The 14,144-nt window shown below is 59.5% G+C and carries 14 protein-coding genes and 1 pseudogene; 13 read left to right on the top strand and 2 right to left on the bottom strand.

Annotated elements, in window-relative coordinates:
- Positions 1-56 precede the first annotated feature (56 nt).
- Complete coding sequence (locus AC2FIM_RS19245) at positions 57-890, bottom strand: bifunctional allantoicase/(S)-ureidoglycine aminohydrolase (protein ID WP_496679189.1); 834 nt, start codon at positions 888-890, stop codon at positions 57-59.
- Positions 891-1,064: 174 nt separating this feature from the next.
- Here AC2FIM_RS19245 and AC2FIM_RS19240 point away from each other — a divergent pair, with 174 nt between their 5' ends.
- From AC2FIM_RS19240 to AC2FIM_RS19220, 5 genes are all read left to right on the top strand, one after another.
- The gene (locus AC2FIM_RS19240; protein WP_142640124.1) at positions 1,065-1,421 is read left to right on the top strand and encodes a hypothetical protein; all 357 of its coding nucleotides are present in this window, start codon (positions 1,065-1,067) and stop codon (positions 1,419-1,421) included.
- A 189-nt stretch (positions 1,422-1,610) separates the two neighbouring features.
- The gene (locus AC2FIM_RS19235) at positions 1,611-2,846 is read left to right on the top strand and encodes an acyl-CoA dehydrogenase family protein (protein WP_142640126.1); all 1,236 of its coding nucleotides are present in this window, start codon (positions 1,611-1,613) and stop codon (positions 2,844-2,846) included.
- A 26-nt stretch (positions 2,847-2,872) separates the two neighbouring features.
- A complete protein-coding gene (locus AC2FIM_RS19230; protein WP_142640128.1) occupies positions 2,873-3,661 on the top strand; it encodes a thioesterase family protein in 789 nt (262 codons plus the stop codon).
- 73 nt (positions 3,662-3,734) lie between these two features.
- Positions 3,735-4,382, top strand: coding sequence for a DUF1007 family protein (locus AC2FIM_RS19225; protein ID WP_142640130.1), 648 nt, complete (start codon positions 3,735-3,737; stop codon positions 4,380-4,382).
- The gene (locus AC2FIM_RS19220; protein WP_496679194.1) at positions 4,367-5,269 is read left to right on the top strand and encodes a nickel/cobalt transporter; all 903 of its coding nucleotides are present in this window, start codon (positions 4,367-4,369) and stop codon (positions 5,267-5,269) included. Before AC2FIM_RS19225 ends, AC2FIM_RS19220 begins: the two co-directional genes overlap by 16 nt.
- Here the strand turns inward: AC2FIM_RS19220 and truA are convergent.
- Complete coding sequence (gene truA / locus AC2FIM_RS19215; protein WP_271952303.1) at positions 5,266-6,033, bottom strand: tRNA pseudouridine(38-40) synthase TruA; 768 nt, start codon at positions 6,031-6,033, stop codon at positions 5,266-5,268. The two genes, AC2FIM_RS19220 and truA, sit on opposite strands and share 4 nt — an antisense overlap.
- 108 nt (positions 6,034-6,141) lie before the next feature.
- Here truA and AC2FIM_RS19210 point away from each other — a divergent pair, with 108 nt between their 5' ends.
- The 8 genes and pseudogenes from AC2FIM_RS19210 to AC2FIM_RS19175 all read left to right on the top strand — a co-directional run bounded on the left by AC2FIM_RS19210 (position 6,142) and on the right by AC2FIM_RS19175 (position 14,125).
- Entirely contained in the window at positions 6,142-7,554 is a 1,413-nt protein-coding gene (locus tag AC2FIM_RS19210; protein ID WP_496679202.1) for a YcjX family GTP-binding protein, read from the top strand.
- Positions 7,551-8,006 carry a GNAT family N-acetyltransferase gene (locus tag AC2FIM_RS19205; RefSeq protein ID WP_271952301.1) on the top strand — a complete coding sequence of 152 codons (456 nt, stop codon included), beginning with the start codon at positions 7,551-7,553 and terminating at the stop codon, positions 8,004-8,006. The genes AC2FIM_RS19210 and AC2FIM_RS19205 overlap by 4 nt, the downstream gene beginning before the upstream one ends.
- On the top strand, positions 7,999-8,988 hold the full coding sequence (locus AC2FIM_RS19200; RefSeq protein ID WP_271952300.1) for a YcjF family protein: 990 nt from the start codon (positions 7,999-8,001) through the stop codon (positions 8,986-8,988). The genes AC2FIM_RS19205 and AC2FIM_RS19200 overlap by 8 nt, the downstream gene beginning before the upstream one ends.
- Before the next feature lie 54 nt (positions 8,989-9,042).
- On the top strand, positions 9,043-9,753 hold the full coding sequence (locus tag AC2FIM_RS19195; RefSeq protein WP_281973820.1) for a VIT1/CCC1 transporter family protein: 711 nt from the start codon (positions 9,043-9,045) through the stop codon (positions 9,751-9,753).
- 91 nt (positions 9,754-9,844) lie between these two features.
- Positions 9,845-10,258: pseudogene (locus AC2FIM_RS19190) on the top strand (NAD-dependent epimerase/dehydratase family protein); the annotation flags it as partial.
- A 368-nt stretch (positions 10,259-10,626) separates the two neighbouring features.
- On the top strand, positions 10,627-10,857 hold the full coding sequence (locus tag AC2FIM_RS19185) for a DoxX-like family protein (protein WP_334223326.1): 231 nt from the start codon (positions 10,627-10,629) through the stop codon (positions 10,855-10,857).
- Positions 10,857-11,336, top strand: a complete 480-nt coding sequence (locus tag AC2FIM_RS19180) for a DUF2269 family protein (protein ID WP_271952334.1) — start codon at positions 10,857-10,859, stop codon at positions 11,334-11,336. The genes AC2FIM_RS19185 and AC2FIM_RS19180 overlap by 1 nt, the downstream gene beginning before the upstream one ends.
- A 95-nt stretch (positions 11,337-11,431) precedes the next feature.
- Positions 11,432-14,125 carry a DUF2339 domain-containing protein gene (locus tag AC2FIM_RS19175; RefSeq protein WP_271952295.1) on the top strand — a complete coding sequence of 898 codons (2,694 nt, stop codon included), beginning with the start codon at positions 11,432-11,434 and terminating at the stop codon, positions 14,123-14,125.
- Positions 14,126-14,144 lie beyond the last annotated feature (19 nt).

The following is a 14,144-nucleotide window of genomic DNA, read 5'->3' as shown; positions in this document are numbered from 1 at the left end:
TTTGTTATTCCACCAGATTACCGCGCTTGCCCAGTCCCGCCAAGGCCGAATTTATCCTAGCGCCCGCCTGGTGAAAGAGGCATCTGGCGGTTCACATCTTTGTATAGCAGATATCGGAACCGCCCGGGACCGCCCGCATAACAGGCCTGAGGGCAAAAGGCCCGCAGCCACATAAAGTCTCCGGCTTCGACCTCGACCCAGTCCTGATTCAGCCGGTAGACGGCTTTTCCTTCCAGCACGTACAGCCCGTGCTCCATCACATGCGTTTCGGCAAATGGGATCACGCCACCGGGTTCAAAAGTCACGATGTTGACATGCATATCGTGGCGCAGGTCTTGCGGATCCGCGAAACGTGTTGTGGCCCAGCGACCCTCGGTGCCCGGCATTTCGTTCGGGGCGACCTCTTGTTCATTGGTGATGATCGGGTCCGGCTTGGGCAGGCCGGGCACTGCCTCATAAGCCTTTCGAACCCAATGAAACCGCGCTGGCTGCTCCGTATGGTTGCGCAACGCCCATTTGGAACCAGCTGGGATATAGGCATATCCACCAGTTTCCAAAACGTGAACACTTCCCTCAAGCGTCAATGTGACCGCCCCTTCGACAACGAACAACACCGCCTGCGCTGCGGGGTCCGTTTCGGGCGTATCGCTACCGCCACCGGGCTGGACCTCCATGATGTATTGCGAAAAGGTTTCGGCGAACCCGCTAAGGGGACGTGCCAGAACCCACAGGCGGGTGTCTTCCCAGAAGGGCAGATAGCTAGTGACGATGTCGCGCATCGTACCCTTGGGTATAACGGCATAGGCCTCGGTGAACATGGCGCGATCAGTTAACAGGGTGTCCTGTCCGGGGTGTCCGCCATGGGGCGCATAATAAGTCGGGTGTGCCATCAAATGCCTCTGGTTCGTGTTTCGTGCACTATGCGAGGGACGCTCGGCATGGCCTAGCGTCAGAGTCGCAATAGGTTTCTTCGGGATAATTTGAAGGTTGCAGACTAGGGCTTGGCCCAGTGCCTTCCCGGGTATATCCTTGAATGTAAATTGGTTGCAGAATTGCGAGGCGGTATGAGAATTTGGGGATCACTATTAGTTGCAGGTGTTCTGGTGCTGAGCATTGGTGTTGCCGGCAGCGCGAAACCGCTGTCTCGCATCATCGCAGAGTCGGGGTTGAGCCCGGATGATTTCACATTGCTGAGTGCAACCACAGACACCATGCTGGGCAGTGGTTTGCCGCAGGTTGGTGCCGAAAGTGAATGGATCAGCACCGAGACCGGGGCCAAGGGCACCGTCCGTGTGCGCGAGGTCCGCGATAATTGCGTGCATCTGCAGCATTTTATCCGACCTCCGAGTTCCGAGCAGACCCGTGAGATCAGATCCCGCAGGTGCCAGGATGCCAATGGTAACTGGATTTTCACACCCTAATTGGGTTGCTACACCCGCGCGCGACGCAGGTTATTGACGGCTATACGGTCGCCAGTCTCCGGTTACTGCACCCGTTTAATCTCATATGGGGTGGGTGACGTCCCGTCACCCAACTGGACATCATGACGGTGGCTAAGTCATTCTCGGCCCAAAGGTAATGCCCGCGTGTCGGGGCGGAGGAGAAAACTCATGAACATGTCATTCGGCCTGCGCGAGGAAAACCGCGAACTGCTGACCCGCGTAACAGAGATGATCCGAAATGAAGTCATGCCGCTGGAAGAAGAGTTCCATGCTGAAATCAACAAAGGTGACCGCTGGCAATATACCGACCGGCAGGCGGATATCCTTGAAGGGTTGAAAGCCAAGGCCAAGGCGGCGGGATTGTGGAACTTCTGGCTGACCGACAGTGAAAAAGGGCTGGGTTTGACAACTGTGGAATACGCCTTTTTTGCTGAAGAAATGGGAAAGACCCCGCTGGGTGCAGAAATCTTCAACTGTTCAGCCCCAGATACGGGCAACATGGAAGTATTCGAGCGGTACGGGTCCGAAAAGATGAAGCAAGAGTGGCTCAAGCCGCTGCTCGATGGGCAAATCCGTTCGGCCTATCTGATGACCGAACCGGATGTCGCCTCTTCCGATGCCACCAATGTTTCGATGTCCTGTGTGCCGGACGGCGAATCCTACGTTCTGAATGGCGAGAAATGGTGGGCCTCAGGCGCCGGTGATCCGCGGTGCAAGGTCTATATCGTCATGGTCCGGACTGGCGGTGATGACCTGCCTGTTCACAAACGCCAGTCGATGATCGTGGTGCCGGCGGGAACGCCGGGGATCGAAGTGCTGCGCCCGATGGAAGTCTACGGCCATGATGATGCGCCGCACGGGCATATGCATATTCGCTTTACCAATGTCCGGGTGCCTGCCGAGAATATCCTGCTGGGCGAAGGGCGTGGGTTCGAGATCGCTCAGGGTCGATTGGGGCCGGGACGTATTCACCACTGTATGCGTGCTATTGGACAGGCAGAGATGGCCCTGGAGCAGATGTGCAAACGGTCGCTGCAACGCGAAGCATTTGGCAAGAAGCTGGCGCAGCTTGGGGCGAATTTCGATATCATAGCCGAATGCCGGATGGAGATCGAAATGGCCCGGCTACTTTGCCTCAAGGCTGCTTGGTACATGGATCAGGGCGATGCGCGTGCGGCGGCCCCGTGGATCAGCCAGATCAAGGTCGTGGCCCCGCGGGTCGCATTGAAGGTGATTGATGAGGCGGTGCAGATGTATGGCGGGCAAGGGGTAAGTCAGGACACGCCGCTGGCGACCGCGTGGACGCATGTACGGACCCTGCGGCTAGCCGATGGGCCGGACGCGGTGCATCGTCGCCAGGTCGCACGGACCGAACTGAAAAAGCATACACAGGAAAAGGTCTGAGGTCCCAAGTGGTCTTGAAATCTGATATGTCCAGGTTGCCCTATTTCAGACTACGCGCGGACGGGGTTTTTGTCGGCAATGACCCGGCGCGGGGTCCGTGGTCTGCCGAACATTGCCATGCTGGTCCGGTCAGCGGTCTGATCGTGCGCGCCGCGGAATCTGAAATTGGTCCGGACAAGATGCTGACCCGGCTGACGGTCGATCTGCTGCGTCCGCTGCCCCTGTCCGGGTTGCGGGTTGCGGCCGAGACGACGCGGCACACCAGAACGCTGGCGACCACTCGGGTTACTGTGCACGATCTGGACAACACTTTATGTGCCGTAGCCACAACTATGCACCTTGCCCGCCGCGACCTTGGCCCGGTTCCCAATGTCGCTCTCTCATCTCCGCAACTGGCGGACTCGGTGGACGGCCCATTTCCCATCGGCGAAATTCGGCACGATCTTCCTGGGTTCGCGACCTATTCCGATGTCCTCTATCCCAAGGGTGGAAATCAGGGCGTCGGTCCCAAAACGATCTGGATGCGCACGCCTCCGCTGCTTGGGGACGAGGTGCAATCTCCGATTCAGGCGCTGTGTCCACTGGCTGATTGCGGCAATGGCATTTCGTGGAATGCCCCCACAACCGAGATGGGGTTCATGAATACCGATCTGACGGTTCAAGTGCACCGCGAGCCGGTCTCGGATTGGCTGGCCTCCGAGTCTGTCTGCCATTGGCAACCCTCGGGTATCGGCATGTCGCAATCGGTTTTGTATGACACCCAAGGGCCGGTTGGAACAGCCCTGCAGACCCTTGTGTTGTTCCCACCTGCCTGAGCCATCGGCCAGCTTCTGCGCGCCCGGCCCAAATGGGATTGCCGGGCGCAGGCCGACACCCTATCTTTCGCCCATGCGCTGGCTTGTGACCCTAGTGACCTGCTGTTTGCCGATCCCGGCGATGACGCACCCGCATGTCTTTATCGACACGGGGCTGGAATTCGTCGTGGACGCTTCGGGGCAGCTGACCCATGTCCGTGTGACCTGGGCCTATGACGAGTTTTACTCTTTGCTTGTCCTCGAGGACATGAAGCTGGATCAGGATGGCGACGGTATCCTCAGCAAAAGTGAACAGGATCATCTGTCCGGGTTCGATGCACAGTGGGATCAAGGCTATAACGGCGATCTGGTCGTCTGGTCCGAGTCTGAGGTATTGCCGCTTTCTGGCCCACTGGAGCCGAAAGCATTGATGGAGGACGGGCGCATCGTGACCTCGCATCTGCGCAGTGTCGAAGGTGGGCCTGTACCGGCCACCGCCTTATCGGCGAAGGCGTTTGATGAGACATATTATACCGCATATGACCTGACGCGCCCGGTGACGGTTTCGGGGAGTAAGACCTGCCAGATTGACCGCGTCGAGCCAGATGTCGACGGACAGCTTGCCCAAATGCAGGCGTTTCTGCTGACGCTGGATGCCAATTACGACCTTGAGGAAAATGACATCCCGATGGTGGGCGAAAACTTTGCAACCGAGATCCGAATTTCATGTCCAAATACCTGATTGTCCCGTTTGTTCTGGCGGTCGGAGTTCTGCTCTGGTTCTGGTTCAGCGGCGGGTTTGACCAACTTGCGGCATGGGCTGCCGGTGAACAGCGTGCATTTCAGAACCAGATTGCGCGGTCTCTGCGCGCTGCCCGCGCCGAACAACCTCAGGCGGTCATGACTTTGTTGACGGTGTGCTTCGCTTACGGGTTCTTCCACGCCATCGGTCCTGGGCATGGCAAAGTCCTGATCGGTGGCTATGGGCTTGGCCGGCGTGTGGCGTTCTGGCGGCTTTCAGCGATCAGTGTGTTGTCCAGCCTTGGACAGGCCGTAACCGCGATTGTTCTGGTCTATGCCGGTGTGCTGGTGTTCCAGATGTCTCGGGAAAGACTGGTCGACACAACGGAGCAAATCATGGCCCCAGTCAGCTATGGGGCGATCACTGCGATCGGGCTTTGGCTAGTGTTTCGCGCCTTGCGCAGCTTTGCCAAACGCAGCCGGGATCACGGTGCAAATCATCATCACCACGACCACGAAACCTGTTCGGATTGCGGCCACCGGCATGGTCCGTCCGCGGATGAGGTGGCGCAGGTCGGTAGCCTGCGCGAGGCGGCGTTGCTGATCGCTGGAATCGCCGCACGCCCCTGTACCGGGGCGCTGTTTGTGTTGATCCTGACCTGGCAGATGGGCATCGCCATCGTTGGCATCGCCGGGGCGTTCTGCATGGCGCTGGGCACTGCGACTGTCACCACTCTGGTAGGGTGGACCTCTTTCGGTCTGCGCGGCGGGATGCTGGCCTCGGCCTCAGCGACGCGGTTTGCACAGGTGCTGGCCCCAACCATCGAACTGGTCGCCGGGTTGCTGATAGCGGTGATAGCTGGTGGCCTTTTACTGCGCGCGCTTTAGTCGAACACCGGGTTCGGGTAGCCGACCCGCGCAAGATACAACCCCTGCGGCGGACAAACCGGCCCGCAGGCGGCGCGATTCTCAGCTTGCAGTGCCTCTCGCACATCTTCAGGCGTCCAGGGCCCGGCGCCGACACGTTCCAGAGTGCCGACAAAGCTGCGCACCTGATTGTGCAGGAACGACCGTGCCCGGACGTGGAAATGAACCTCGGGGCCTGAAAAGCCCTGCACCTGTTCCACCCGCAACTCATCCAGCGTTTTGACCGGGCTGGCCGCCTGACAGATCGTGGACCGGAACGTGGTGAAATCATGCCGTCCGATCAGCATGTCCGCCGCGGCCTGCATCGCATCAATATCCAACGGGTGATTGACTTGCCAAACTTGCCCCGCGTCATGGGTTGCAGGCGCGCGGCGCATCAGGATGCGAAACAGATATTGCCGTTCAAGCGCCGAGAACCGTGCATGCCAGTCATCGTCCACCCGTGCGGCTTTCACGATGGCCACTGGTTGCGGCTTGAGGTGATAGTTCAACGCTTCGGACAGTCGGAAAGGGTCCCATTCCTTGATCAGGTCGCAATGGGCGACCTGTCCTAGCGCGTGGACACCGGCATCGGTGCGACCTGCCGCAGCGATCGTGTGGTCCCCGGGTTGTATCCGCGACAATGCCTCTTCGATCGCCCCCTGAACCGAGGGCTGATCTTTCTGCCTCTGCCACCCGGCAAACGGCTTTCCGTGATATTCGACTTTCAACGCGTATCTGGGCATGGGCTGCTGGTACCGTGCTGCGCGGCGGCGGGCAAGGGGCCGGAAAGCGCTGGCATGTCGGACGGTGGCTACCTATCTTGAGCGAAACGATAAAAGCGGGGCGACGGCTTGGTCATCTCATCTATGGCAGACAGTCTTGTGCGCGGCATGGAATCCGTGGGCGACAGCGTTTCCGAAGCTCTGTTCGAGCCGGTCATCCGCCTTGGTGTCACCGGGTTGGCGCGTTCGGGCAAAACGGTGTTCATCACCTCGCTTGTTGCAAATCTGCTGGACCGTGGGCGAATGCCGGGCCTTGTTGCGCAGCATGAGGGACGGATCAACGCAGCTTACCTTCAGCCGCAGCCGGATGATACCGTGCCCCGGTTCGACTATGAAAACCATCTTGCTGCGCTGACCGGGCCAAACCCGCATTGGCCCGAAAGCACCCGCGCCGTGTCCGAGTTGCGCCTGTCGTTCAAGGTTCGCCCTGCCGGTCTGCTGTCTGGCCTGAAGGGGCCGCGAACCGTGCATCTGGATATTGTAGATTATCCGGGCGAATGGTTGCTGGACTTGGCCCTGCTGGACAAATCATATGACGACTGGTCAACCGAAACGCTGAACCGCATCACAGAGCGGGCCGAAGCACAAGAGTTTCTGGCGCAGGCCAAAGCGGTCGCGCCAGAGGCAAAACATGATGAGCCGGTGGCGCAATCTTTGGCGCAGGCGTTCTCGGGCTATCTGAACACGGCGCGCGATGCCGGGTTTTACGATTGTACCCCGGGACGGTTCCTGTTGCCGGGTGATCTGGCGGGATCACCGGTTCTGACCTTCGCGCCGCTGCCAGTCGAAGGGGTCGCCACCCGTAAAAGCCTGCACCGCGAAATGGCGCGGCGCTACGAAGCCTATAAAATGCGCGTGGTCAAACCGTTCTTTCGCGAACATTTTGCCCGGATCGATCGACAGGTTGTTCTGGTCGACGCGCTGGGTGCGATTCACAAAGGGCCGAAAGCGGTTGAGGATATGCGCCGGGCGATGGGAGATATCCTGTCGGCCTTCCGTCCGGGGCGCAACGCGTGGCTCAGCCAGTATCTTCTGGGCAAACGGGTCGAGCGCATTTTGTTTGCCGCCACCAAGGCCGATCATTTGCACCACCTGCAGCATCCACGTCTGACCAGCATCATGGAGGCGTTGACACGCGACGCCCGTGACCGCGCCAGTTTTGCCGGGGCCGAGACCTCGGCTGTGTCACTGGCGGCTTTGCGGGCAACAACCGAAGAGATGCGAACCCATGAAGGAGTGCCGCTTGCCTGCGTGCGGGGCACTTTGCTTGATGGCAAGCAGGCGGCCTTCTACCCCGGTGAGTTGCCCGAAGACCCGGCTCATTTGTTGGGGGCAGCCCGCAGCGGAGCAGAAAGCTGGCTGGGCGAAGACTATGGGTTCATGAGTTTTGCGCCTGCGAACCTGACCCTGCGATCGGGTGACGGCCCGCCCCATATCCGGCTTGATCGCGCGGCCCAGTTCCTGATCGGAGACCGGCTATGACCGTAACGCTCCGCCCTGCGCGCAGCACGGATGCTGGCGCGACGGGGAAAATCCTGCATGGTTTTGCTTGTGAAAATGAGTGGATGCCAGAGCTGCATTCCTGTGCCGAAACCATCGCCTTTTGCGGCGTGATGATTGATCGCGACTGGATCACCGTTGCTGAAAACGAGGATGGTGTAGTTGGTTTTCTGGCATTGAATGGTTCAGAGGTCCATTCGCTTTACCTGCGTGCGTCAGCGCGCAATCAGGGCATCGGGCAGCGCCTGTTGGATCAGGCGAAATCTGGCCGACAAAAGCTGTCCCTGTTCGCCTTTCAGGCCAACCATGGCGCGCGAAGATTCTACGAGCGCAACGGATTTGCAGAGATTGCCCGCGGTGACGGGGCCGATAATGACGAAAACCTGCCGGACATCAAATTTGTCTGGAACAGAGAAAGAGCTTCTGATGGCTAAGGGTCCAGTTCTGATCGATCTTGATCCCGAGGAACCTGTTGCGGATGTCGCTTTGGCACCGCCCGTTCCGGATGCGGGCGAACCACAGGGGAAGGCGATGCAGGCCGCCGCGCGTCTGGCTGTACGGAAACCGTCGGCCCTGTCACGCTGGTTCTGGGGACTGGCGGCGGCGGTCATCGGCGCGGTTGTCTCGGTGGCGGCATGGGATTTTGTGACCGCTTTGCTGTTGCGCGCGCCGGTTTTGGGATGGGTCGTAACTGGCCTGATTGGCGCGTTGCTGCTGGTTGCCCTGATCATCGCTTTGCGAGAACTTGCCGCGATCGGGCGGCTTTCGCGTGTTGATGGAATCCGTCGCGCCGCAGACACCGCGTTGGCAGAGGCGGATCTGACGCAAGCCCGCGCCGTAACCAACCGGTTGTTGGCATTTTACAACGGGCGCGAGGACGTTCGATGGGGCCGCGATAGGCTGGCCGAACGTATCGCCGAGCCTTTCGATGCCTCGGATCTGATGGCTCTGGCCGAGGACGAGCTGCTGGCCCCTCTGGATGCTGCGGCCAGTCGAGAAGTCGAGGCCGCAGCGCGTCAGGTCGCGACGGTGACCGCTCTGGTTCCTTTGGCTCTTGCGGATGTGGCGACGGCTTTGGCAGCCTCGTTGCGAATGATCCGGCGCATAGCTGAGATCTATGGTGGAAGGGCCGGTTTTCTGGGCAGCTGGCGCCTGACCCGGGCGGTCTTTGTGCATCTGGTCGCAACCGGCGCGGTGGCAATGGGCGACGACTTGCTTGAACCGGTGCTGGGTGGGTCTGTCCTGAGCAAACTGTCGCGGCGGTTTGGCGAAGGCCTGGTTAACGGGGCGCTTAGCGCGCGCGTCGGCGTGGCCGCGATGGAGGTCTGCCGTCCTTTACCGTTCTCGGACCGTCACAAGCCCTCGACCCGGTCGATGATCAAGCGTGCGCTGGCGGGGCTGTTTTCGAAAACTTGACCTGAGACAAAGCGTTCCTGCCAGCCGCGCATCATAACAAAGCAGGAGGCACCCATGACAGACCATGGACACAGCCAGCAAGAAATCGCGGCACGTATCAACGCGCCGCCGGGGCGTGGCGTTTTGCGTGATGTGGTTTACGGCGGGATCGATGGATCAGTCACCACTTTTGCCATCGTTGCGGGCGTTGCCGGGGCGGGGCTGTCACCGTTCATCATCATAGCGCTGGGGCTGGCCAATGTGCTGGCTGACGGGTTTTCGATGGCGGCGGGGAATTACTCGGGCACCAAGGCTGAACTGGATAACATCCGGCGCATTCGCGCGATCGAGGAGCGTCATATACATCTTTACCCCGATGGTGAACGGAACGAGGTGCGCGAGATTTTAGCCCAGAAAGGACTGTCGGGCCGTGTGCTGGACGAAGCCACCGATGCGATCACGGAAAACCATGACAACTGGATCGACCTGATGATCGAGGGAGAATATGGCCTGGGCAGCGTCGATCCGCATCCGCGCAAAGCTGCGGTGGCGACGTTTTTTGCCTTTCTTGTGGCCGGCATGGTTCCGCTTTTGCCGTTTCTGTTTTCGGTGGACCGGGCATTTGCTGCTTCGGCCTGGATGACGATGGGTGTTTTCTTTGCCATTGGTGCCCTCAAAAGCCGCTGGTCGCTGGCTCCGTGGTGGCGGTCAGGGATCGAAACGCTGCTGATTGGTGGGGCCGCTGCCGCAATCGCCTATTTCGTCGGTTCACTGTTTCACCCCTAGCGGTCGGAATTGTCGCAGTTTGCCCGGTGCCGCAGACGGCTGCCGCTCGACCCGCTAGGTTGGGGCGCAACTTCAGCAGGTTAGGTGCCCGATGCAAGGTTCTGGGAAAAATATACTTGTTCTAGGCGCTTATGGGTTTATCGGCGCGGCGATGATGCGGTCTCTTTCGGATCGAGGTGCCAATGTATGCGGCCTTGTGCGCGATACAAACCTGGGTGAGAAAATCCTGCCTGGGATGTCTTTGGCTCAGGGAGATTTGCGCCAGCTCACGAACCCACACGATTGGCGGGAAATTCTGTCAGGTTTTGATTGTATCGTGAACTGCGCCGGGGCGTTGCAGGACGGACCAAAGGACGATCTTGAGGCGGTGCATCACACTGCGATTGCCGCCCTCGGGCAGGCCTGCGCCGCGCGCGAGATTGCTTTGGTTCAGATTTCTGCAACCGGAAGCAGCCCAGAGGCAGACACGGAATTCATGCGCACCAAAGCCTCCGGGGATGCCGCCTTGCAGGCCAGTGGTGTGCCGCTGTGGATTCTAAGGCCGGGCCTTGTGATCGGACAGACTGACTATGGTGGAACGACCTTGTTGCGCATGCTGGCCGCAATTCCGCTTGTGCAACCGATCGCCTATCCGCAGACGCTGGTTCAATGTGTTGAAATGGCCGATTTGTGCAGCGCCGTGGCGGCGGCCGTTGATGAGACGTTGCCACAGGGTACCTATGATCTGGTCGAGGATCAGGCTCATTCGCTGTCCGAGGTTCTGGACGAAACCCGCCATTGGATGGGGTTCCCTAAGGCACGTGTTCGGATAACGGCACCGGCTGTGGTTGCTAAGCTCGCCGCCGGTTGCGCCGATCAACTTGGGCGCTTGGGGTGGCGTTCGCCCCTTCGCAGCAACGCAATGACGGTCATGGCTACCGGAGTTCTTGGCGACCATGGGCAGAACGCGCCTGCATCGCTCAACTTTGTGTGGCGGTTTTCTACCTGTTGGCGGCCTCATTTATGGTTCCTGCCTTGTGGCTCGACCCGCTTGGACCGCTTGTTAAGGTCATGCCCGCGATCATGTTGTCTCTGGTCGCACTGCCAATGGTGAAAAGCCGATGATGGACCCGGATCTGATCTTGCGCTGGTTTCATGTGATCGGGGCCTGCGTCTTGTTGGGAACCGGGGCCGGAATCGCATTCTTCATGCTGATGGCCCATCGGTCACGCGACCCGCGTTTCATCGCCCAGACGGTGGCAATCGTGGTGCTGGCCGATATGCTGTTCACCACAACCGCCGTTGTTTTGCAGCCAATTTCAGGTGGCTTGCTGGCCTTCAGATTGGGCTGGTCACTGGTCGAAGGGTGGGTGCTGCTGTCACTATTGCTGTATGTCCTGACCGGTGTCTTCTGGCTGCCGGTCGTCTGGATGCAGATAAAGATGCGGAACCTCGCGCAAGAGGCGGCAGATCGCGATACTGCTCTGCCGCGTTCGTATTTCATATTGTTCCGGCTTTGGTTTGCATGTGGGATCCCCGCATTTCTGGCCGTTTTGGCCATAGTCTGGCTGATGGTTTCCCGCCCTTCAATAGACCTGTTTTGATTTCAGGCCATGTCGCGGTATGCAGGACGGTATTCCGGACTGTTTCTACCTGATGCATCAGGTTAGCCTGCAGAGAATTTGATAGGAGAAACAGGTTGGAATCCCTTCTGGTCCTTCTTGCGTTGGTTGCGCTGGCTATTCCTTTGACCATTGTGCTGCTGCTTGTCAGTCAGGTTCGGTTGCGGCGGCGGGTCGTCCAGTTAGAGGCGGACATCCTGTCACTGAAACAAGGCACCAATACTGAACCAGAACTCGCAACAGAGCCCGAGTCCAAGGCGCAGACTATTCCGGCCAAAGCGCCTCCAGTGTGGCCGATAGCCGACCAACCTGAGACCGAACAGCCAATCCCCCCGCAATCTCCTCAAGAAGCACTGGTTTTCAGCTCTGACCGTTTCGCGTTGCTGCAGGAATGGCTGCAGGAAAACTGGTTCTATGTCGTTTCGGCACTGTCGCTGGCACTGGCGGGAATTTTTTTGGTGCAATACGGCGTCGAGAACGGGTTACTGCCGCCGTCGGCACGTGTCGTTGCCGCATTGCTGTTTGGCGCGGCGCTGATTGTCAGCGGAGAGGTCATTCGCAGGCGCTATGGCGATGGCGTGGACTCCGCGAGCGCCTATTTGCCCTCGGTGTTCTCAGGCGCGGGGCTGGTCACATTGTTTGGCGGCGTTCTGGCGGCGCGGCAACTATATGGCTTGATCGGCCCTGAATTTGCGCTTGTCGCCATGATTGGCGTTGCATCTGTCGGGTTGGTTTTGGGTTGGTTCCATGGTCCGCTATTGGCAGCTGTCGGACTGACAGGTGCCTTTGCCTCCCCATTCTTGGTCGGTGGCTCTTCGGATGATCCGACCTGGTTATATGGCTACTTCCTAACCATAACGGTTCTGGGCCTGGGCATAGACACCGTCCGCCGATGGGCGTGGATTTCGGTTCTGACACTGGTCGGAGGTTATTCTTCGTGTCTGCTGCTGGTCCTGTCGGAACCGATGACAGAGCCGGGCTATCTGACCTGCATCACCGCCTTTGCGCTCATCACTATTGCGATTCCGGTCCGGCGAATTCGGCCTGATCACACCGGCCCGATGGTCAGCGAAATGATCCGACGCCAAAGCGGCGAGGCATGGCCCGAGTTTCCGACGCGTCTGGCATTTGGTGCGGTTGCGGTCAGCTCGGCCATCCTGGCGCTGCACTGGCCGGATTCTGCCGGTGAGTTCTGGTTGAGCCTGACGCTTTTGGCTGGTCTGACCTTTGCGATGATCGTTTGGACAAGCGGGGCGAGGGCACTTCAGGACATCAGTGTTTTCCCGATTGTTGGCCTTGTCTGGCTCGTATTTCTCCAGGGTTGGGAGCGGGGCAAAGTCGCACAGCGTTTTGCTGAGACCTATGCCGAAACCCCCGAGGCGGATTTTCCCTTTGTCGTGACATTGCTTGTGGCACTAGGTGCTGCCCTGTCGGTTGCGGCGGCGTGGCGGTCGATGCAGCAGGGGCGCTATGGCGTGGTCTGGGCGGCTGGGGCGGTAATAACCGCACCGATACTTGCCATCGCTCTTGAGATCGCTTGGCGCCCGGCCGAGGTTTTGGGCGCGTATTTTTGGGGGCTGCACGCAATGGCTCTGGGTGCCTTGATGGTGGTCTTTGCCGAACGCTATGCGCGCGTGGATGGTGAACAACGTATACGTCCTGCGCTGGCCACGTTATCCGCGCTGTCCTGTCTTGCATTTGCCTGTGTCATCGTGCTGAGTTCTGGCGCCTTGACGATTGCGTTGGTTGTGACCGTTGTAGCCGCTGCCGCGCTGGATCGTCGGTTCAACCTGCCTCAGCTCAGTTGGTTTATCTGGGCCGGGGTCTTCACGGTGACTGTGCGGCTGATCCTGAACCCGGGCCTGTACTGGGCCAATACGGTGCCGGTCGGTGAAATGACGTTGGTCTATGGCGCCGCCACCCTTGGATATGTTCTCGCCTGGGGCCTGATCCGGGGATTGAACCGCCCCGTTGCAATCTTGCTGCTGGAAAGCGCAGCCTGGGCAACCGCGGGGATATTGCTGTCATTGCTGCTGCTGCGCTGGCTGGAAGGGTTCGGTCAAGGCGGGATGGAGGATAGCCATTGGGGGTTGGGCCTGATGGCGGTGATCTGGCTGCTGTTGGCGGCGGCACAGATACGGCGGTTCGATTTGGGCGGGCCGTTGAACTATGTCCGCTATGGGCTGGCGGCGTTCTTTGCCGCCCATGCCCTGTTCCGACTTGCGCAAGCGCTGACCGAGGCAAATCCCGTTCTTTATGTGCACAGTGATCCCGTGTTGGGGCCTGCGCTGATGAACACGCTTGCCATAGCCTACCTTCTTCCTGCCGGGGTCCTTGCCATGTCAGCCTGGCGCATTGAACAGATGCCGGTTTGGTTGCGGCAGGGCTGTTTCGGTCTTGCGGGTGCGCTTGCAGCATATTGGCTGGGTGCTTCTATTCGTCATTTCTGGCAGGGTCCCGGTGGCATGTATGTCGGGGCTGGGGTCAGCCAACCAGAGCTTTACACCTATACCTTGGCCCTTTTGATTGCAGGCGCGGCGCTGTTTTATCAATCTTTGGCCCGTCGGTCCGACCTGTTGCGCAAAGTGGGGCTGGCTGTGATCGGACTGGCCGTGGCTAAGGTATTTCTGATCGACATCGCCGGGCTGGGCGGCCTGATCCGGGTCTTTTCGCTGCTGGCGCTGGGGCTTGCACTGGCCGGTTTGGCGTGGCTGAATCGCTGGGCAAAGCTGCGCCAATCGCCACAAGGGGCGGAACCTCTGGACCATTAGCTGTCGGCGTCCTATAAGC

The organism is Ruegeria sp. CDSC052 (assembly GCF_059610685.1).
Note: the sequence above shows the minus strand (reverse complement) of the source record. Positions and strands in the feature narration are given on the sequence as shown.

Bases quoted from the DNA above. Each gene is read 5' to 3' on its own strand.
- AC2FIM_RS19225 (WP_142640130.1), top strand. From the start codon at position 3,735: ATGCGCTGGCTTGTGACCCTAGTGACCTGCTGTTTGCCGATCCCGGCG.
- AC2FIM_RS19195 (WP_281973820.1), top strand. From the start codon at position 9,043: ATGACAGACCATGGACACAGCCAGCAAGAAATCGCGGCACGTATCAAC.
- AC2FIM_RS19240 (WP_142640124.1), top strand. From the start codon at position 1,065: ATGAGAATTTGGGGATCACTATTAGTTGCAGGTGTTCTGGTGCTGAGC.
- AC2FIM_RS19235 (WP_142640126.1), top strand. From the start codon at position 1,611: ATGAACATGTCATTCGGCCTGCGCGAGGAAAACCGCGAACTGCTGACC.
- truA (WP_271952303.1), bottom strand. From the start codon at position 6,033: ATGCCCAGATACGCGTTGAAAGTCGAATATCACGGAAAGCCGTTTGCC.
- AC2FIM_RS19220 (WP_496679194.1), top strand. From the start codon at position 4,367: ATGTCCAAATACCTGATTGTCCCGTTTGTTCTGGCGGTCGGAGTTCTG.
- AC2FIM_RS19230 (WP_142640128.1), top strand. From the start codon at position 2,873: ATGTCCAGGTTGCCCTATTTCAGACTACGCGCGGACGGGGTTTTTGTC.
- AC2FIM_RS19205 (WP_271952301.1), top strand. From the start codon at position 7,551: ATGACCGTAACGCTCCGCCCTGCGCGCAGCACGGATGCTGGCGCGACG.
- AC2FIM_RS19180 (WP_271952334.1), top strand. From the start codon at position 10,857: ATGGACCCGGATCTGATCTTGCGCTGGTTTCATGTGATCGGGGCCTGC.
- AC2FIM_RS19200 (WP_271952300.1), top strand. From the start codon at position 7,999: ATGGCTAAGGGTCCAGTTCTGATCGATCTTGATCCCGAGGAACCTGTT.
- AC2FIM_RS19245 (WP_496679189.1), bottom strand. From the start codon at position 890: ATGGCACACCCGACTTATTATGCGCCCCATGGCGGACACCCCGGACAG.